The organism is Micromonospora cynarisoli (assembly GCF_030518815.1).
In the GTDB taxonomy this organism is placed as follows: Bacteria; Actinomycetota; Actinomycetes; order Mycobacteriales; family Micromonosporaceae; genus Micromonospora; species Micromonospora wenchangensis.
Map to the genome: position 1 here is coordinate 21,405 of NZ_CP130426.1, position 19,393 is coordinate 40,797.

Genomic DNA, 19,393 nt, shown 5'->3' on the forward strand with positions numbered 1-19,393 from the left:
GCGAGGATCGCAACCCGGGTGACGGTGCCCCCGTCGGCGCGGCGGCGGAGCTGCGCCCGGCCACCGCGCCGGGCGAGGATCGCAACGATCATCCGTCCGCGCGCCGGCGACCACCCGTAGTCGGCTGCGCCCGGCCACCGCGCCGGGCGAGGATCGCAACATCTCCGCCGAGCCGCTGCTGGGTCCGCTCCCGTCGCGCTGCGCCCGGCCACCGCGCCGGGCGAGGATCGCAACCACGCGTCGTACGTCTCCAGGGGCGATTTCCCGTGCGGCTGCGCCCGGCCACCGCGCCGGGCGAGGATCGCAACTCGATGGGTGCTGCGGTCACGCCTCTGCCCTCCCGAGGCTGCGCCCGGCCACCGCGCCGGGCGAGGATCGCAACAAGGTGGGCGCACAGTCGGTCGACGACGAGCCCTGGCTGCGCCCGGCCACCGCGCCGGGCGAGGATCGCAACGTCGGGCCTGGGTACATGGGCGCGATGACGCTGTGGCTGCGCCCGGCCACCGCGCCGGGCGAGGATCGCAACGTCGGGCCTGGGTACATGGGCGCGATGACGCTGTGGCTGCGCCCGGCCACCGCGCCGGGCGAGGATCGCAACCTCCGCCGAGCTGCGCCGGGAGATCGAGAAGATCCGGGCTGCGCCCGGCCACCGCGCCGGGCGAGGATCGCAACACGACGCGTACCGGACGCGCCGCACGCGCCCCCGCCTAGTGCCGTGACCACGAACGTTGACGGTGTTGGGGTCAGGCTGCGCGGGTGGTGGGTTGGCCCCAGCGTCGTTGGCGTTCGCTGCGGACGCGGGCGCGTTCGCGGCGTTGGGCGGCCAGGACGTCGGGGTGGCGGGCGTTGGCGTTGCGCCAGCGCAGGTAGGCGTGCAGTTTCCGGGTCAGCGTCGGGTGGTTCGGGTGGTTCGAGCCGGCGATGACGAAGGTGCGTAGCGGTCCGAACTGGGCCTCGATCGGGTTGGCCCAGGAGGCGTAGGTCGGGGTGAAGCAGAGCTCGACCTTGTTCCGGGCCGCCCATCTGCGGATCTTGCGGCCTTTGTGCGCGGACAGGTTGTCCAGGATCACGTAGATCGGTGCCCCGTCCGGGCGGGCGGCGCGGATCGACTTCAAGGCGGCGAGGCTGTTCGCGGCGCTCTTGCGACGCCGCACGACGCCCCAGAGTTGGTCGTCACCGACGGAGTAGCAGCCGTGGAACTGCCGCACGCCGTGCAGCTTGTGGTAGTTCGCCGGTAGCCGGTGCGGATGGCCCGCGGGCGCCCAGCCGGTGCCGGCCTGCGGGCGGATGACCAGGGGCCCGAACTCGTCGAAGGCAAACACCCGCTGCGGGAAGTGGCTGCTCACCTGCTCGATCCGGGCGAGCTTGACGTCCCGGTCGGGGTCGGTGGACTCCTTCCACGTCTTCGTCCGCTGGAACGTGATCCGATGCCGGTGCAGGATCTGCCGCAACCTCTCCCGCCCCACCCGGACCCGCCGAACGGCATGCGAGCCCAGGTGCTCGGCGAGTTTGCGGACACTCCACCGGGTGAAGGGCCGCCCCAGCTTCTCGGGGCGGGTGTTGGCCGTCTCGACGATGAACGCCTCGTCATCGGGACTGATCTGGCGGGGACGGCCACCCGCCCACTGAGGGTCCAGGCTGGCCATCCCCATCTCGTTGAACCGGTGGATGACCTGCCGGATCGTGTCCTCGTCGGCCTGCACGAGACGGGCGATCGCCTGCACCGTGTTCCCGCCGGCCGAGGCGAGCACGACCATCGCCCGCCGAAGGCGGATCGGCGAGCCGGTACCTCTACGAGTGATCCTCAGCAGCTGCTGACCCTCCTGGTCACTGAGCCGCCGAACGCGAACGGGTTCTGCCACCGCCACAGCCTGACCGCCACGACCCCGCCCAGCCGACAGGCCAGACGGCGTGTCACCCAACACCGCGAACATTCGTGGCCACGGCACTAGCTGCGCCCGGCCACCGCGCCGGGCGAGGATCGCAACCGCGACCGGCGGACGGCGGCGTGCGCCGGGGTGGTGCTGCGCCCGGCCACCGCGCCGGGCGAGGATCGCAACCTGGATCTTCGCCACGTACACCCCGACCGCCGCCCCGGCTGCGCCCGGCCACCGCGCCGGGCGAGGATCGCAACCGCCTTCGGGGTGGGAAGCGGCTTGGCGGCGGCCTCAGCGCTGCGCCCGGCCACCGCGCCGGGCGAGGATCGCAACGTGTACGAGCAGCGCGGCATCCTGCCCCGGGCGGCTCTGGCTGCGCCCGGCCACCGCGCCGGGCGAGGATCGCAACGAAGACCACGACAAGCGGATGCTCGCCCAATACACCGCTGCGCCCGGCCACCGCGCCGGGCGAGGATCGCAACGGTGTGGTGCGTTCGGTTGACCCCTGTTTGGGGGTGCTGCGCCCGGCCACCGCGCCGGGCGAGGATCGCAACCCGGATGTGCCAGCCCCACCAGCAGCCCGGCCGCCAGGCTGCGCCCGGCCACCGCGCCGGGCGAGGATCGCAACGCGCCGGCGCGGTGGGTGGTGACGTTGACCGTGGCACGCTGCGCCCGGCCACCGCGCCGGGCGAGGATCGCAACTGCAACACCAACACCGCCATGAAGCTGAGCGGCCAGCTGCGCCCGGCCACCGCGCCGGGCGAGGATCGCAACTTCAAGGCCGCCGCCTACCGCGCGTTGGTCGAGCCCGCTGCGCCCGGCCACCGCGCCGGGCGAGGATCGCAACGACCAGGCGTTCCAGGCTGCCTCGCCAGCCGACCGGGCTGCGCCCGGCCACCGCGCCGGGCGAGGATCGCAACGAGGGCGAGACCGGAGTGTCGGGCAAGGGTTACGCGCTGCGCCCGGCCACCGCGCCGGGCGAGGATCGCAACTCCTCCACCTCGGCGGTCACCTCGGCCTTGGAGGTGTTGCTGCGCCCGGCCACCGCGCCGGGCGAGGATCGCAACGACAAGACGGGACGCCCAGAGGCCTATCAGGGCACGGGCTGCGCCCGGCCACCGCGCCGGGCGAGGATCGCAACACCCTCGCGCGGTGGCTGCCGAACCGGCCCATCGAGCTGCGCCCGGCCACCGCGCCGGGCGAGGATCGCAACGCGCCGGGGTGGTTGACCGGCCGGGCCTGGCCGTAGGCGGCTGCGCCCGGCCACCGCGCCGGGCGAGGATCGCAACCGGTGACCGGCATGGCGGACGACATCGGCCAGGGCGGCTGCGCCCGGCCACCGCGCCGGGCGAGGATCGCAACAGGTTGGTGGCGTGGATCTGCATCATCTCGAAGCTCATGCTGCGCCAGGCCACCGCGCCGGGCGAGGATCGCAACGCCCCAGTTCCAGTCAACGATCCGCGCCGCCGCCTGGCTGCGCCCGGCCACCGCGCCGGGCGAGGATCGCAACGGCCACACCTCGCCGAGTGCGCCTTCGTAGCCGTCGTGGCTGCGCCCGGCCACAGCGCCGGGCGAGGATCGCAACGAGGGGGTCGTGCCTGGCCTGGACTCGACGAACACAAGCTGCGCCCGGCCACCGCGCCGGGCGAGGATCGCTTGGTTGGGTACGCCGCATCAGCCGGACTTATTCGGGCGGTCCGGGGTCCTATGACGACGGTCCGGCTTTCGGGGCGACGGCCGCCCGGATAGGGTGTCCCTGGCGAGGCCGTGATCGTCCCGGTACGGGTCAAACGGCCTCCCGTTTACCCCCAAACACCTGCTGATCGTCGACTGCCGGTGACATCATGGCCCATTCCGCGATCGTGTTTGTGCAGCTCAGTGGCAGCTCGTAGTGAATGTTGACAAGCCGGGAACCGTGAGATTCGGGCAGCGTGGGTCGACGGTTCGATTCCATCTTGGGCTGCAGCTCCGCTTCGCCGCACCAGCCAGGGGGCATGACTGGGCAGGCGGCAAGGGCGTGTCACCGGCGGCTACAGTTCAGAATTCAATAGCAATGTCATCATCCATGCGCTGCGGCGGTGGGGTTGCAGTATCGATCTCCCCGCCGACACGAACCTCTACCGGTCGCGGGCGGGGCGCGATGAGCGCGGACGCTGGTCGTAAACATGCCGACATCGAGCGGCCGGAACCTGACGGGGACGGCAGGGCCTTGCGGGCAGCCCTGAGATGCCTGTTCGGGACGATATCCCTTCCCACGACTCGCCCCCAGGGTCTATCAGGACAGCCATCCGCATCGTCGCGGCGCTACTGCCAGTTTTGTCCCAGCGCCTTCTGCGTGGTTCAAGCGACGACGCCGGATTCCGGCGCACGTGAGCCGCTGCGACGCTCCTTGCCGCCCCTCACTGAGGTTCGAGCACGGCGAACGACCCGTACGAAGGGATCCGACCTCGGCAGGTAGAGGTGGGGGCCGTCGATCATGGAGTTGTGGTGGGAACAAAATCTGCCCAAATGCCTCTTGAACGGGCACCACAACTCCATGATCGACGGAAGCGTCGTTGGCGGATGTCGAGTCACCTGTAGGAATTCCATGTGGCGGGCATGATGATTGTGTCGGGCGCCTGGCCTGCCGACCGCTTTGATTCCTGTGGGATCGTGGAGTCCGTGCTTGCTGAGAGTTGGCGTGCGACCTTGTGCGCTTGGATCGAATTCAACGCGAGGATGTGTGCCCAGAACGTGTGAATGTGGGTGGTCTGGCCGACGAGCCATATGTTCTCTGGCCGTGCGCATCGGTCGAGGCGTACACGCAGGTCGTTGTCGAGGTGGTCTAGGGCGGTAGCGGCCGGGGGTGGGTCGGTGAGGTATACCGTTCGATCGTCGATGTGCAGCACGGGCGGGTTGAAGCCAACGGCTGTGACCACGTAGTCGAAACTCTGCTGTCCGCGACGATGCAAATCGACGTCGAAGCCTGCGTCCCTGGCGATCACGCGCGCCGGGTTGTAGGAGGAAACTTCGAGCTGTCCGGCGTCGATGTGTCGGATCAGCGCCCTGGCGTTTTCGGCGACCATGGAGCTGGCGTAGCGCCACGTGACGTGTCGGTAGGCGGTCAGGAGATCCCTCTGCTTGGCAGGCGGCAACCCTACCGTCCAGGCGATTACCTGGTCGACCAACGGGAAGATGATGGTCTGCCAGGATGAGCGGCCCGTCTCAAGGAGCTCCACCTCCTCGCGCAGCCGTAGGGTGGCGTCGTCGGCGAATGACAACTGTTCCCGCAGCGGGATGTGAGAGACCGTGCGTATCGCCCGCACGACAATCCGAGCGATCTTCAGGCCGAGGAGTGGGTCGTCCGGGTCAAGGGCGGTGATTTCGGTCAGCGACGGAATGGTTGCTGGTGCTGGTACCAGTCGGTCGCGCACTGCCGGTAAGAGCCCGGTTCGTGAGGCCATGGTGACCTGATGTCCGTCGTGGCACAGTGCGATAGCCGCGTCCACCGCCGACTGGCCAGTGCCCAGCACGAGCACGCGAGAGTTGGGTCGGGTGAGGCGCTGTCGTAGCTGAGGCACCGGAAACGGTGAGGCTAGCAGCCGTGGGTGATGCTGGTAAGGAGCGAAGCCGGCGGCGACCTTGTAGCTGTTGAAGCCGATGGAGACGACGACTCGGTCGAACTCTTGAGAGGGGCCGTCGTCGAGGAGGACCTCGCACCGCCCGTGGTCGACGATGCGGATCGCAGTCGCCCGAGCCGCGTGGTGGGTCACGTGAATACCGCGGCTGGCGGCGCGCTCGGCGTATTGTCGATAGCGGGTCCGTACGTACTCGCCGACGAGATCGCGTGGGACGATGGACTCGGCCTTCGCGGGCTGGCCGCTACTGGCGAGATAGTCGAGGAAGTCGTTGGGCTCATCGGCTATCAGCGAGTTGATGGCCGCCGACGTGTTGCACCGCATGAGTCGATCTTCCGGATTGAAAGCTGGGCCTCGCCCCGGCGCCATCGGATCGATCAACGTGACGGAATCCACGTCCGAAGCGTCGCGCACCAGGTTGCCAAGCACGCCAACTCCGTTGCTGCTGGCGCCGATGATGCAGATCGTGCGTCCCACAGAATTCCCTTACAGTGGCGATGAGGTCTTGCCTCCGGTGCCCTTTGGCCGACGCTGGTGATCCCGGGCGACGGAACAGGGCATTCTGCGCAAGCGGTTGAATGGTTGATGCTGCGAAGAGCCTTCAAGCTAACCCCAACGGAAGCCCCGGGCCCTGGATCGCAGTTGGAGGGCACCTCTCGACAAGGGGACGGGCCCCCGGGCCGGAGAGTCTGGGGGGCTGCTCGCGACCGCACTCTACGCGAGGCTCGCTCCGTTTCAGGAAATCTAAGCCGCAACTGCCTCGACGATCGAGATGTAACTGTCGCTGGCTACGACACGCGTCATCCTCAGGCCGGCATCGGCGAGGAGCTTTCGGAAGTCGGCCTGCGTGCGTTCACGCCCGGGGTATATTCCCATTACGATCATATCCATCAGCTTGCTCAGGTGCGGTTCATCATTCGGCGGGACGACCGCGTCGAATACCAGCACCCGTCCGCCGGGGTTCATGGCGCGTCGGCAGTTCCGCAGTATGAGCGAGGCTCGTTCATCGTCCCAGTCGTGGGTGATGTACTTGAGTAGGTAGATGTCGCCCGGTGGGCATTCCTTGAAGAAGTCCCCGGCGACGGTTTCCCAGCGGTCGTCGGCACCGAGTTCGCCCAGCTTGTGCCCAGCGAGCACATGCTCTTGGTCGTACAAGATGCCCCTCAGGTCGGGGTTCTGCTGCAAGACCAGCAGTAGGAGGCTGCCATAGCCGCCGCCAACGTCGACCACGGTGCGCCCCTTGGGAAAATCGTAGCTCCGCACCGGGGACTGAATTTCCGGCTGCGACATCGACGCCATTCCGGAGTGGAAGCTCTCTTCTGGTGGCAGATCACTGCCCCAGTGTTCCCAGACGCTCTTTCCGAAGATCTCCTCGAACGAGACTGCTTCTCCACGCAGGGACGTGGCAAGCTCGCCACACGACACCCACAGGGCCTTACTCGTGATCATCATAATGGCGTTTCGCGCCGACAGTGGATCGTCCTTACGCAGCAGCTCGCTCGTGGGTGTCTGCGCATAGCGATCCTGATCGTCTTTCCGGAAAACGCCGCGCGTGACAAGCAAACGAAGCAGCCGATACAGCTTCTGACCGTCCGTGCCCGTGACCTGGGCAATCTCCTGTAGGGTTTTCGGGCCACTCGCGAGATGGTCGGAAATGCCGAGAATCGCTGCGGCGCGCAGCGCGGCCGGATAGGTGTACGCCATCGACTGCTCCAACAGGAAGAGCCCTGCCGACTCTCTGGCCCTGTCTCTATCTGCAACCTCACGGATGACACTCACAGGCCGGGCCCTTTCTCGCGATTTGACCTTGGCGCAGGCAAAGGCTAGCTGCGGCGCCGACGCCCAGTACCCAAGAAGTCTGGACGCAAATACGGTGGAGATCGAGGCGAGCAGGGCAGCGAGCCGACTCGGCGTTCTACGCCAAGACCGTGATCAGCACCTGCCGCCGCCGGAGAATCCGGTTCTCGATTACCTGCCGGATCGACGCGAAGATCCGCAAAGCGTCCTACGGCGCAGAAGATCCGTGCAGACCCGACATGGGGGGGCGGCGATATGTGGCAGGTCCTTGCCGCGCAGGCCGAGGTGCCCGGCGATGGCGGCCCGACAGGTCCGGGCCGCGCCGAACCTCCAGCTCGGGTATGGCCCGCCCGAGAAGACGGGATGTCCTGTGCCTGCGCCGATCGACGCCCGCCCGACTCGGTCGACGACGCCCGGATCGGTCAGCGTCCGCCGCGGATCAGGTCGAGCGGGGCGGTGCGGATGCCGAAGTGCTGCCGTAGGGCGCGGCCGGCGGCGTGCAGCCCGGACATGCCGTGCACGGCCGGTCCGGGTGGGGTGGAGGCCGAGCAGAGGTACACGCCGGGCAGCGGGGTCCGGTACGGGTCCCAGCGGGCCGCCGGCCGCATCACCAGCTGCCAGCCGGTGAGTGCCCCGCCGGAGATGTCCCCGCCGACGTAGTTCGGGTTGTGGCTGCTGGCCTGCGCCGCCGGCACCACGTGGGTGGCCAGGATCAGGTCGCGGAAGCCGGGTGCGAAGCGTTCCACCTGGGCGACGATCTGGTCGCTGACGTCGCGTGGGGAGCCGTTCGGCACGTGCGCGTACGTCCAGAGCACCTGCTTGCCGGCGGGTGCGCGGGTCGGGTCGACCACGCCGGGCTGCACCGCGAGCACGTAGGGGCGTTGCGGGTGCCGGCCGCGTACCACCGCGGTTTCGGCGATCCGGGCCTCGGTGGCCGAGCCGACCAGGTGCAGGGTGCCGGCGCGGGCACAGTCCGGATCCGCCCACGGCACCGGCCCGGAGAGCGCGAAGTCGACCTTGCAAGCGGCCCCGCCGTACCGGAAGGAACGCAGACTGTTCACGTAGCCGGCGGGTAGCCGGTCGCCGGCGATGCGCAGCAGGCCGGCGGGGGAGACGTCGAGCAGGACCGTGCGGGCCGGCGGCAGTTGGGCCAGGTCGTCGATCCGGTCGCCGGTGACCACCCGGCCGCCGAGGTGCCGTAGCCGGTTCACCATGGCGTCGGTGATCGCCCGGCTGCCACCCGCGGGGACCGGCCAGCCGACCGCGTGTCCGAGGGTGGCCAGCAGCAGGCCGGCCCCGGCCGGGGCGAGCCGGCGCGGTGGGGCGATCGCGTGCGCCGCGACCCCGGCCAGCAGTGCGGCGGCCTCCTCGGTGCGGAACCGGGCCGCCGCGGCCGGGGTGCCCTGTTCCAGGGTGCGGATTCCGAGCAGCAGTGCGGCGAGCGGGTCGCGGGGCACCCGGCGCAGGTCGGACATGGCCGTGTCGACCACTCCCGACCAGCGTCGGACCAGTGGCCCGAGCAGGGACCGCCAGGCCGCCCCGTCGGGACCCAGCCCCTCGGCGGTGCGGTCCAGGTCGCGCCAGGCCAGCGCCGCCCGCCCCCCGTCGAGCGGGTGGGCGTAGGGGATCTCCGGTTGCAGCAGCCGGACGCCGTGCGCGGCCAGGTCGAAGGCGCGGAAGAAGGGCGAGGCGAGGGCCATCGGGTGCACCGCCGAGCAGACGTCGTGGTGGAACCCGGGCAGGGTCAGCTCCTCGGTCCGGGTGCCACCGCCGGTGGTCCCGGCGGCCTCGTGAACCTGGACGCTCAGCCCTGCCGAGGCGAGGACCAGTGCGGCGGCCAGCCCGTTCGGGCCGGAGCCGACCACCACCGCGTCGAGTCCGCCGGTTGCCGTCTGCGCTGCCATGGTGTGCCCTTCCCGCCTCAGACCAACGCCTGTTCCGCAGCCAGGCTGGCGTAGAGCGCGTCGGTGCGGACCAGTTCCGGATGCGAACCCACGGAACGTGCCGTGCCATTCTCCAGTACGACGATCTTGTCGGCGGCGAGGACCGTGGAGAGCCGGTGCGCGACCACGACCACGGTGGTCCGGCGGGAGATGTCCTGGATCACCTCGCGCAGGGCGGCTTCGTTGGCGGCGTCCAGTTGCGAGGTCACCTCGTCGAGCAGCAGCAGCCGGGGACGGCGCAGCAGGGCGCGGGCCAGCGCGATCCGTTGCCGCTCGCCGCCGGACAGGGAGAGCCCCCGGTGCCGGATCGGGGCGTCCAGGTCGTCGCCGAGCCGGTCCAGCAGGGTGCCGAGCCGGGTGGTTCGCAGCACCGCCCGGATCTCCTCGTCGGTGGCGCCGGGGGTGGCGTACGCGACGTTCTCCCGCAGTGTGCCGGCGAGCACCGCGACGTCCTGCTCGACGTACCCGATGGTGGCGCGCAGTTCGGCCAGCGGCCAGTCGGCCAGCGGCCGGCCGTCGACGAGGATCCGGCCCTGGTGCGGGTCGGCGAAGCGTTCGATCAGGGCGAGCACCGTGGTCTTGCCGGAGCCGGAGGGCCCGACCAGGGCGGTCAGCCCGCCGGCCGGCACGGTCAGGGTGAGGTCGCGCAGGGCCGGTTCGTCCCGGTCGGGGTAGCGGAAGCTGACCTGTTCGAACACCACCTCCGCCGGCCCGGGGGCCGCCCCCGCCCCGGTCGTGGTGGTCGGCCTGCCGGCTTCCGCCGGCCCGGCCGGGGCACCGGTTGCGGTGGTCGCCGCGGTGGCGGCCCTGACCGGCGGCGCGGGGGGCAGGTCGATCGGTTCGGTGGGCAGTGCGTCGATCTCGGCGATCCGGGTCAGCGCCGCCCGCCCGATCTGCAGGTAGGTGCCGGCACCGACGAGTTGCATCACCGGGTGGCTCAGGTAGGCCACGTAGAGCAGGAAGGCCACCAGCGCCGAGACCGGCATCGCCCCGCTGGCCACCCGCGCGCCGCCGACCCCGAGCACGACCAGGAACGCGACCTGGATGGCCAGGCCGGCGCTGGTGCCGGCGACCGAGCCCCAGCGGGCCAGGCTCACCCCCTGCCGGTACGCGGTCAGCGCCGCCGCGTCGATCCGGGCCGCCTCGGTGGCCTCGGTGCCGGAGGCCTTCATGGTGGTGAACGCGCCCAGCGCCCGTTCCAGGGCGGCGCCCATGTCGCCCACCGACTCCTGGGAGCGCAGCGCGGCGGCACGGATGCGGGGCATCAGCAACCCCATGATGACCACCAGGAGCACCACCACGACCGCGGTCACGCCGAGCAGGGTCAGGTCGACCACCGCCATCAGCGCTACCGCGCCGAGCAGCATGACGCCGCCGGTGAAGATGTCGATCAGGGACTGGCTGGCGATCTGCCGCAGCAGCATGGTGTCCCCGGCGACCCGGGCCAGCAGGTCACCGGGGGCCTGCCGCTGCAACGCCGGCACGGTGAGCCGCAGCAGGTGCCGGACCAGGCCGCGCCGCCCGTCCAGGGCGACCGCCTCGGCGGTGCGCAGGATCAGGTAGTTGCCGACGCCGAGCAGCACGGCGGCGATGATCACCAGCCCGGTCAGCACGACCAGCGCCCGACCCACCCCCTGCCCGGCGGTGAGGCCGTCGATCAGTGCCTTGGCGGCCAGCGGCTGGGCCAGCCCGAGCAGGCTGGAGACGAGCAGCAGCACGGCGGCGGCCACGAACGGACCCCGGTGGGGTCGGACGTATCCGGCGATCATGCGCAGCCAGTGCCGTTCACCGGCGGCCGGGGTGCTCACCGGTCACCCGGGGCGCGGTAGACGGTGACGTACATCGGTTCCACGCCGGTGAACTCGTTGCCGGCCCAGTCGCTGTGCCGGGCCACCCGGAGCAGGCCGGCCTGTTCGGCGTACCCGTCGACCTCGTCGGGGGTGGTGAGGCGGCTCAGCTCCGAGGCGATCCGGGAGCGGCCCTCGGAGATCCAGATGTGCGCCAGGTGCCAGATGCCGTTCGCCACGTCGATGGTGGAGTACGACAGCAGCCCGGTGTCCTGGCCGGGGTAGGGCACGAAGAAGGAGTCGCGGGCCCGGCCCTGGTTGAGCACGGCCAGCGCGAACTGCGGGTTGTGGGTCTCCACCACGAGGAGCCCGCCGGGGGCCAGCCGGGCGGCGGCGGCCTGCATCACCCGTTGCTGCTCCTGCGGGTCCAGCAGCATCGACAGGGTGCCGCAGATGCAGTAGACCAGGCCGTACCGGCGCTCGTCGGACCAGTGGCGGATGTCGCCGTGCACCGGCGTGACCGGGCGGGGTCGCTCGGCGAGGGCGGCCCGCAGCGCGTCGAGCATCTCCGGCGACGAGTCCACCCCGACGATCTCGCCGACCCGGTCGGCCAGCGGCAGGGCGATCCGGCCGGTGCCGACGCCAAGTTCCAGGGTGGGTGCTCCGCCGCCCGGGTGCAGGCCGGCGAGGTACGCGACGGCCGGCTCCGCCGCCGCCCCGCCGGGGAAGAGTTGGTCGTAGAAGTCGACGAACTGGCGTCCGTAGCCGCTGTCGGCGATCTCAGTCATCTCGGGGTGCCCTCCGGCAACGGTTCGAACGGGGAGACCAGCAGGTAGTCCGGCTGGTGGGATTCGTCGTAGCCGGCGCTGCGGGCGATCACGAACTGGAATCCCCGGGGTACGTCCACGTCGGCGTACTGCCGGCGTACGGCGTGCGCGACGAAGTCCCGCAGCACCTCGTACGGCGGGGTGGCGGTGATCTCGACGCCGGGGGTGCCCAGGTGCACGATCAGGTCGGCGCAGATGTCGAAGATCGCCTTGTCCTGCCGGCGTTCCGGGAACCAGAGCACCTGCCGCCAGTGCCGGCGCGGGATGTGGGTGGTCTCCACCCACCGGGTCTGCGCGCCGTCGGCGGTGAGCACCCGGTGCAGGACGTGGAAGTCGTGCTGCGCCGGTTCGGGGGCGAAGAAGCGCCAGTTGCCGATGAGCAACCCGGGCACGTCGTAGCGGCGGAACCGGTCGAAGACCTGTTGCGGGTGCTGGCTGAGCACGGTCACCCCGAACCAGCCGACCAGGCCGGCGGTGATCGCCGTGGTCAGTGGCCGCAGGTCGGAGCCGACCCGGCGGCTCATCGCCGGACCTCCGGCTCCGGCTGGGTGACGTCGTCGACGAACGCGGTGAGGATCGTGACGACCTCGGCGGACCGGTCGGCGTCGGTGAGGATCTCGTCGTGGTCGGCGTCGGCGATCAGGTGCCGCTGCGCCCGGGGTGCCGCCGCGGCGAACTCGTCGTGCAGGTCGGCCTGGACGGCGTCGGCACGCGCGGTCCGCCCGGCCGTCACCACCACCAGCGGTACGTCGATCCGGGGCAGCCCGGTGCTCTCGTCGTCGAAGCGTTCCTGCACCACCCGCCACTCCCGCCGGGCGGCGGCCCACAGGTGCGGGTCGCGGTACTGGGCCAGGGCCAGCGGGCGGACGGACTCGGGCAGCCGGTCGATCCAGGGGGCCCGGGGCAGCAGCGAACCGAACCCGGCCCGCAGCGAACCGGGCATGATGGCCAGGGTGCTGGTCAGCGCCCGGCCGCCCTCGGCCTGCCGCAGCGAACGGCGTAGTTCGGCGGGGTGGCTGGAGTCGACCAGGGCCACCCCGCGTACCTGTCCGCCGAGTTGTTCGGCGGCGAGCAGGGCCAGGTAGCCGCCGAGTGAGTGGCCGACCAGGACCACCGGGCGGTCGCCGGCCACGTGCCGGGTCAGCTCGACCAGGTCGTCGACCATGGTCTCGAACCGGTACTCCCCGGTGCCCCGGTAGCGGCTGGCGCCGTAGCCGGCCCGCTGGTAGGTGACCGTGGTGAACCGGTCACCGAGCGGACCGGCGATCCGCTCCCAGTGCTCGGCGGTGGCGGCCATCCCGCTCTCCAGCACCACCACCGGCCCGTCACCGGGGGCCCCGCCGGACCGCGCCCCAGCCCCGCTGGACTGCTCGCCGGTCGGGTCGGGCGGCGGGTTGCCGGCGTACCGGTAGGACAGGACGTTGCCGGCGGCGGTGGTGACGGTGCGCTCGTCGCCGCGCCCCCGCTCGATCAGCCGACGCCGGCGGATCCGGGCGACCTGGCCGGCGGTGAAGAGCACCAGACCGGCGGCCGCCGCCACGGCGGGCAGGGTGTCGTCGCGCCGGAAGCCGGCCGCGTCGCCGGTGCGTTCCCGGGGCCGGGTGGTGTAGGCGATCGCCGGATAGGTGGAGGTGAACGCCCAGAAGAACCGGCCGAGCCCCATCACCCGCGCGTTGACCAGGTGAAACGCCCCGGCGGTGGCGAGTAGGTACGGCGCGGGACGGCCCTTCGCGGCGTAGGCCAGCGGGAACGCGCACTCCATCGCCAGCACCCCGTGGGCGGCGAGTTTCGTCAGCCGGGGGTAGCGGCGCATCAGCTGCCAGACCTGCGGGTCGCCGTAGGTGAGGGTCCGGGTGATGCCGGGCAGGGCGCGTCCGCTGCGCCAGGTCTCGCTGGGTAGCTTCGCCCAGCCGGAGACCGTGTACGACAGCACCGACTGCAGGGCGACGAACCAGAGGCAGGCGTCGACCACGGCGGGTCGGCGCTGGCCGGCGCGGGCGGCGGTGGTGAGCGCCTGGACCAGGAAGGAGACCTGGTCGGCGCCGTCGCTGCCGTAGAGGTGCTGGGCGTGCAGCGCGGCCTGGCTGCCGGTGAGCACCGCGTTCGCGGCGACCCGCTGCCGGCGGCTCAGCGGCAGCCAGAGTGCGGCCGCCGCGACGGCCCGGCTGACGTGCAGCGCGGTGGCGACCCGGTCGTTGGCGGCCAGGTCCAGCGCCCGGGTCAGGCGGGGGGCGTGCTCGTGGAAGGTACGCCGGTTGACCGCCCAGTTGTTCGCCCCGCCCCGCTGCCGGTCCCGGCTGCGGGTGAGGTACTCCAGGCTGGCGAAGAGGTGGGTCACCGAGCTGATCCGCTCGGTCCAGCTCAGCACGGCGGAGCGGTCGAACGTGGCGGGCGGCCGGAGCCGGCGGTGCCAGGGTGCTCTCTTCATGGGTCAGTGCTTCCTGATGGTGCGGGGAGGACCGGGAGGGGACGGGGGCCGGTGGACCGCCGCGGCGGTCCACCGGCCCGGGTGCTGCTACCGCGATCGCGTCATCACTTCGGGGCCGGCGGCTTGGTCCCGCCGAGGTTGCGCCCGGCGACGTAGCCGGCGCCGAACAGCGCCGCCACCGAGCCGACCAGGCCGACGCCGGCCGCCACGCTGACGATGGTCGCCGGAGTGGCCAGCACCGGCATGCCGCCGACGTGGTTGCGCGCCTCGTCGCTGTGGATCGGGATGGTGGCGAGGGCGGGGTCCGCGTTCACCCTGTTGGCGAGAACGGACATGGATCACCTCCTGGGGTACGGGTTGTCGGGCAGCTACTTCGGCAGTGGCCTGGTGCCCTCGGCCATGTTGCGGACGATGCCCACCATGTAGCCGGCGTGGAACGCCACGGCGCCGACGGCGACGCCGAGCGCCACCGCCGTCGGGGTGGCGAGCACCGGGGTGAGTCCGGCCAGCCCGTGGGCGTTGCGGTCGGCCTCGGTGAGTTCACCGAACATCTCCAGGGAGATGTCGTTGGTGTGGTCGACAAGTGCGGTCATCTGGTTCACCTCCCTCCGAAAGCTCTCAGCCAGTGTGAAAGGCAGCGCGCGCGCCGTTCATCTCAGCTAAAAATCATGAATCGCTAGGATGTCCGAGGGGGTCGCCGCCGTCAACCACGGGAAACGGAGTCCACCCGATCCGACGAGGGGAGGGGCACCACATGGACCACCCGAGCACGGGCACCCTCGCCGAGAAGATCAACAGACTCTTCGAGGTGGTCCGCCGCCCCGACCGGGAGCAGTACCGCAACGAGGAGGTGGCCACCGCCTGCCGGACGGCCACCGGGGAGAGCTTCTCCACCACGTACCTCTGGCAGTTGCGCAACGGCCGGCGGACCAACCCCACCAAACGGCACCTGGAGGCCCTCGCCCAGTTCTTCCAGGTACCGGCGGCGTACTTCTTCGACGACGAGCAGAGCGCGCGGATCGTCGAGGAACTGGAACTGCTCGGCGCGCTGCGCGACAGCGCCGTCCGCCAGATCGCACTGCGTGCGGTCACCCTCTCCCCGGAGGGGCTGGACACCATCAGCGACATGATCGAAGCTATCGGGCGGCGGGAGGCACGCCGCGCCGGGCCGACCGGCGTGCGGCTGCCCGAGCCCGGCACGGGCGGGCCGGTGGAGCACGATGGCGGTTGATCGGGACATGTGGCGCCGGTGCCAGCGGATCGTCGACGCGCTGTCGATCCCGACGCCATTCGAGCCGACCCGATTCGTCGACGCGCTGGCCCACCAGCGGGGCCGACCGGTCGAGCTGGTGCCGATGCCCGGCGGAGCCAGCCAGTGCGGCGCACTGGTCGCCACCGACCAGGCCGACTACCTCTTCTACGCCACCAGCACCACCCGGCTGCACCAGGAACACATCCTGCTGCACGAGGTCGGGCACCTGCTCTGCGGCCACGTCGACGACCGCTCGTTGGCCGACCTGCCCGCCCTGCTGCTGCCGAACCTCTCCACCGACCTGGTCCGCCGGGTGCTCGGCCGATCCGACTACTCGGCCGCCCAGGAGCAGGAGGCCGAACTGGTCGCCTCGATGATCGCCCACCGCGCCCGCCGGGGCCCGACCGGCGGTGCCGGCCCGGTCACCCCCGAGGTCGCCGACGGGCTGGCCCGACTCGGCTCGATCTTCGACACCGGCTGACCAGGGCCGGGCACCATGCTGACCTGGCTCAACTTCACCGCCCTGGCGCTCGCCGTCGGGGTCGCCGCCTACAAACTCCTCCCGGTGCCCGGCCGTCGACGTGCCGCCGGCACCCGGTACCTCTCCGCCTTCTTCCTCTGCATCGGCCTCGGCCTGGCGGTGATGGCCCACCCGGTCCTGATCGCGCTCAGTCACGTCGAGCCCGTGCCGAACCTCAGCCGACTGCTCGGCAACAGCCTGGAGATGCTCGCCGCGTACTTCCTCGGCGCGCTCGGCCAGAGCATCGCCCGCCCGGCCGGCACCCGGCGTTGGCTGCGCCGGCACGGTGCCCTGCTGGTCGGCGCGGTCCTGGCGATGGCGGTGCTGCTGGCCAACGCCGACACCACCTTCACCCTGAACTTCGTCAACGTGTACTCGCGGGACCCGGTCGTCGTCGGCTACCTCGTGGTCTTCTTCAGCTACATCGCGGTCTGCCTGGTCACCTTCATCACCAGCGTCGGCGGCTACCTACGGCACGTGCCGGCCGGCGTCCTGCGGACCGGGCTCAGCTTCGTGGTCACCGGCACCGCGCTGGGCATCGTCTGGGCGGCCTGGTCCGGGGTCCGGCCGGTGATCACCCTCCTCACCGGCCGGTCCCTGGCCACCACGCTGCCGATCGGCGCCACCCTGGGCTCGGTCTGCATGCTGCTCTGGCTGATCGGGGCGACCCTGACCGCCTGGGGCGACCGGATCACCGCGCCACTGCGGTGGCTGCGTGCGCTACGCCGGCTGCGCCGCATCGACCCGCTCTGGCGGGCGCTGCGGGCCACGCTGCCGCAGATCGCCCTCAACACCGGCGGCGGCTGGCCGTTGCCCGACGCGGAGTTCGCGCTCTACCGTCGGGTGATCGAGATCCGCGACGCGCAGTTGACGCTGCGCCCCTACGCCCATCCGGACGTGCCCCGCTGGGTCGACCCGGCGGCGGACCCGGCCACCGTGGAAGCGGCGGTGATCGCCGCCGCCCTCGTCGGTCACGCGCACGGCCGGGACTACCGTGCCGAGCACCCGTTCCAGGACGTGGACGCCTCGCTGGCCTCGGAGAGCGCCTGGCTGGCCCGGGTGGCCCGGCAGTTCGCCAGCTCGGCGGAGGTGGCCCGGGTCCGCCAACTCGCTGCCGCCGAAGCCACGCCGGGATGCCCGCGACGCCGCCCGCCAGCCGAACCGTAGCCGAGCCGGCGCGCACCACCCACCCACGTCGGTATCCGGATCTGCCGCTGGCCGGTCGGGCAGCGGTCAGCCAAGCTGTCCGATCTCGGCCACGGCACCGAGCGGGACCCGTCCGGCTACGACGGCACCACCTGCGGATCACCGGCGGCGTCGTGAGCGGCCATTGCCTCCTGCCGGCGGGGTTCCTCGCGCAGGATGGCGCAGTGCAGCCAGGCGTCCGGGATCGCGAAGCCGTCCACGAGCGTCCGCATGTGGGGTCGTAGCTCCTTGAGCAGGCTGTTCACCACGCCGGTAATCGCTTTCGACCGGGCGGGCGTGAGCCGGTCGTGTTCCAGGAACCAACCCCGGTTGGCCTCGATGACGCTGAGCGCGTACAGATCGCAGACCCGGGACAACAGTTTCCGGACCGCTGGGTCGGCGGTGTCCTCGATACCGGCGACGAAAGCCTCCAGGGCTATCCGGTCGACGTGTGCGGCGGCGATCGCCAGGACGTGGTCCTGGACGTCGTTGAAGATGTCGAAGGGACGATCCTTCTTCGTGGCCGCACCGTTGCGCAGCCGGCGGACCGCGCCGTCGAGGAGGTGCCGCTCTCGGTCCTCGAACACCGTGAGCTGCCATCCGCGGTCGGTGACGGCGACCTCCTCGTCGCGGCCCGGTACCGCGCTGATCAGCCGTTCGATGACCGATCGTGCGGCGGTGCGTTCGAGCACCATCGCGCGGACCTTCTCGGCGACGAAGGAGGCGCGACCCCAGCCGTCCAGCGAGCCGAACTCGTCCCGGTGGCCGGTGAGCAGCCCCTTGGCCACCAGTTGCAGCAGCACCGTGTTGTCGCCTTCGAAGGTGGTGAAGACGTCGGTGTCGGCCTTCAGGCTGGGTATCCGGTTCTCGGCCAGGTAGCCGGCACCGCCGCACGCCTCGCGGCATGCCTGGATGGTGCGGGTTGCGTGCCAGGTCTGCGCGGCTTTGAGCCCCGCGGCCCGGGACTCCAACTCCCGTTGCCGGTGTTCGTCGACCGGGCCGTCACCGCCCTGCACCGCGGCCAGCGCGGCGACCAGTTCGGCTTGGGCGAAGTGCAGCGCGTACGTGGTGGCCAACGCGGGCAGTAACCTGCGCTGGTGGGCGAGGTAGTCGTTGAGCAGCACCTCCCGGCCCGCGTCGGGTGCCGTGAACTGCCGACGGATGTCGCCGTAGCGCACTGCGATGGTCAGCGCCGCCTTGGTGGCGGCCGATGCGGCACCGCCCACACTGACCCGGCCGCGGACCAGGGTGCCGAGCATCGTGAAGAAGCGTCGGGAGTCGTTGTCGATGGGGCTGGAGTAGGTGCCGTCCGCCGCGACCCGGCCGTAGCGGTCCAGCAGCATGTCCCGAGGCACCGTCACGTGGTCGAAGCTGAGCCGTCCGTTGTCCACGCCGAGCAGGCCGGCCTTGGGCCCCGCGTCCCCGATGGTCACGCCGGGCAGCGGGTCGCCATCCGGGTCGCGGATCGGCACCAGCCACGCATGCACGCCGTGCCGCCGTCCCCCGGTGACCAACTGCGCGAAGACGACAGCCATCCGGCCGTCCCGCGCCGCGTTGCCGATGTAGTCCTTGCGGGCCGCCTCGTGTGGGGTGTGCAGGTCGAACGTCTGCGACTGCGGGTCGTACGTGCAGGTGGTGCGGAGTTGCTGGACGTCGGAGCCGTGGCCGGTCTCGGTCATCGCGAAACAGCCGAAGATCCTTCCGGCGACGATGTCGCGCAGACAGGCGTCATGGTGGCGGCGGGTGCCGAGGGCCGCGACGGCTCCGCCGAACAGGCCCCACTGGACACCCGCCTTGACCATCAGGGACAGGTCGACCTGCGCCAACATCTCCATGGCGACCATCGAGGCACCCACGTCGGACCTGCCGCCGTACTCGGCGGGGAAGGCCGCCGCGATTCCCAACTCGACGGGAAGCTCGCCGAGTAGCCGGGTGATCCGCTCCCGCGCCTGGTCACCGGTCTCGCCGTACACCGGGAGGAAACGCGCGTCGAGGTGGTCCCGGTGGGCGTCGCGGACGGCGGCCCACGGCCCGTCGAGTGCGCCCCGCAGGTGGGCGAGGTCGATGTGATCCGGCATGGGTCCCTCCAGGTGGGCGGCGGATCGGCTGCCGCCAGCAGTTCGTGCCCGGGCAAGACTACCGACGCCCCGGCGGATGCCG

General features: G+C 71.2%; 14 protein-coding genes and 2 CRISPR repeat arrays (1 of these 16 running past the window's edge). Of the genes, 3 read left to right on the top strand and 11 right to left on the bottom strand.

Annotated features, from left to right (window positions below; genetic code table 11):
• Positions 1-673: a CRISPR direct-repeat array (repeat unit 37 nt; unit sequence GCTGCGCCCGGCCACCGCGCCGGGCGAGGATCGCAAC); it begins 171 nt to the left of the window's first position.
• A 70-nt stretch (positions 674-743) separates the two neighbouring features.
• The 10 genes from Q2K16_RS00125 to Q2K16_RS00170 form a co-directional block, all read right to left on the bottom strand.
• Positions 744-1,862 (bottom strand): IS630 family transposase, encoded by a 1,119-nt coding sequence (locus Q2K16_RS00125; protein ID WP_302739705.1) that lies wholly within the window; start codon positions 1,860-1,862, stop codon positions 744-746.
• 89 nt (positions 1,863-1,951) lie between these two features.
• A CRISPR array of direct repeats spans positions 1,952-3,536; the repeat unit is 37 nt; unit sequence GCTGCGCCCGGCCACCGCGCCGGGCGAGGATCGCAAC.
• 911 nt (positions 3,537-4,447) lie between these two features.
• On the bottom strand, positions 4,448-5,971 hold the full coding sequence (locus tag Q2K16_RS00130) for an FAD/NAD(P)-binding protein (protein WP_302742696.1): 1,524 nt from the start codon (positions 5,969-5,971) through the stop codon (positions 4,448-4,450).
• A 267-nt stretch (positions 5,972-6,238) separates the two neighbouring features.
• Positions 6,239-7,198: a methyltransferase gene (locus tag Q2K16_RS00135; protein WP_302742698.1), complete on the bottom strand. Its 960-nt coding sequence runs from the start codon at positions 7,196-7,198 to the stop codon at positions 6,239-6,241.
• A gap of 515 nt (positions 7,199-7,713) precedes the next feature.
• Positions 7,714-9,195 (bottom strand): phytoene desaturase family protein, encoded by a 1,482-nt coding sequence (locus Q2K16_RS00140; RefSeq protein ID WP_302742700.1) that lies wholly within the window; start codon positions 9,193-9,195, stop codon positions 7,714-7,716.
• Between the two features lie 17 nt (positions 9,196-9,212).
• Positions 9,213-11,042 (bottom strand): ABC transporter ATP-binding protein, encoded by a 1,830-nt coding sequence (locus Q2K16_RS00145; RefSeq protein ID WP_302742702.1) that lies wholly within the window; start codon positions 11,040-11,042, stop codon positions 9,213-9,215.
• Positions 11,039-11,809 carry a class I SAM-dependent methyltransferase gene (locus tag Q2K16_RS00150; RefSeq protein ID WP_302742703.1) on the bottom strand — a complete coding sequence of 257 codons (771 nt, stop codon included), beginning with the start codon at positions 11,807-11,809 and terminating at the stop codon, positions 11,039-11,041. Before Q2K16_RS00150 ends, Q2K16_RS00145 begins: the two co-directional genes overlap by 4 nt.
• On the bottom strand, positions 11,806-12,372 hold the full coding sequence (locus Q2K16_RS00155) for a hypothetical protein (protein ID WP_302742705.1): 567 nt from the start codon (positions 12,370-12,372) through the stop codon (positions 11,806-11,808). The genes Q2K16_RS00150 and Q2K16_RS00155 overlap by 4 nt, the downstream gene beginning before the upstream one ends.
• Entirely contained in the window at positions 12,369-14,276 is a 1,908-nt protein-coding gene (locus tag Q2K16_RS00160) for an alpha/beta fold hydrolase (protein ID WP_302742707.1), read from the bottom strand. Before Q2K16_RS00160 ends, Q2K16_RS00155 begins: the two co-directional genes overlap by 4 nt.
• A gap of 104 nt (positions 14,277-14,380) precedes the next feature.
• Positions 14,381-14,611 (bottom strand): hypothetical protein, encoded by a 231-nt coding sequence (locus Q2K16_RS00165; protein ID WP_302742709.1) that lies wholly within the window; start codon positions 14,609-14,611, stop codon positions 14,381-14,383.
• Positions 14,612-14,644: 33 nt separating this feature from the next.
• Positions 14,645-14,869, bottom strand: a complete 225-nt coding sequence (locus tag Q2K16_RS00170) for a hypothetical protein (protein WP_302742711.1) — start codon at positions 14,867-14,869, stop codon at positions 14,645-14,647.
• Between the two features lie 161 nt (positions 14,870-15,030).
• Here Q2K16_RS00170 and Q2K16_RS00175 point away from each other — a divergent pair, with 161 nt between their 5' ends.
• From Q2K16_RS00175 to Q2K16_RS00185, 3 genes are read left to right on the top strand one after another with little or no spacing between them, the layout of a single operon-like run.
• A complete protein-coding gene (locus Q2K16_RS00175) occupies positions 15,031-15,507 on the top strand; it encodes a helix-turn-helix domain-containing protein (protein WP_302742713.1) in 477 nt (158 codons plus the stop codon).
• Positions 15,497-16,009 carry a hypothetical protein gene (locus tag Q2K16_RS00180; protein ID WP_302742715.1) on the top strand — a complete coding sequence of 171 codons (513 nt, stop codon included), beginning with the start codon at positions 15,497-15,499 and terminating at the stop codon, positions 16,007-16,009. The genes Q2K16_RS00175 and Q2K16_RS00180 overlap by 11 nt, the downstream gene beginning before the upstream one ends.
• A gap of 15 nt (positions 16,010-16,024) precedes the next feature.
• Positions 16,025-17,215 carry an MAB_1171c family putative transporter gene (locus Q2K16_RS00185; RefSeq protein ID WP_302742717.1) on the top strand — a complete coding sequence of 397 codons (1,191 nt, stop codon included), beginning with the start codon at positions 16,025-16,027 and terminating at the stop codon, positions 17,213-17,215.
• A gap of 116 nt (positions 17,216-17,331) precedes the next feature.
• On the opposite strand, the gene Q2K16_RS00190 is transcribed toward Q2K16_RS00185, so the two are convergent.
• On the bottom strand, positions 17,332-19,311 hold the full coding sequence (locus Q2K16_RS00190; RefSeq protein ID WP_302742719.1) for an acyl-CoA dehydrogenase family protein: 1,980 nt from the start codon (positions 19,309-19,311) through the stop codon (positions 17,332-17,334).
• Between the last annotated feature and the right edge of the window lie 82 nt (positions 19,312-19,393).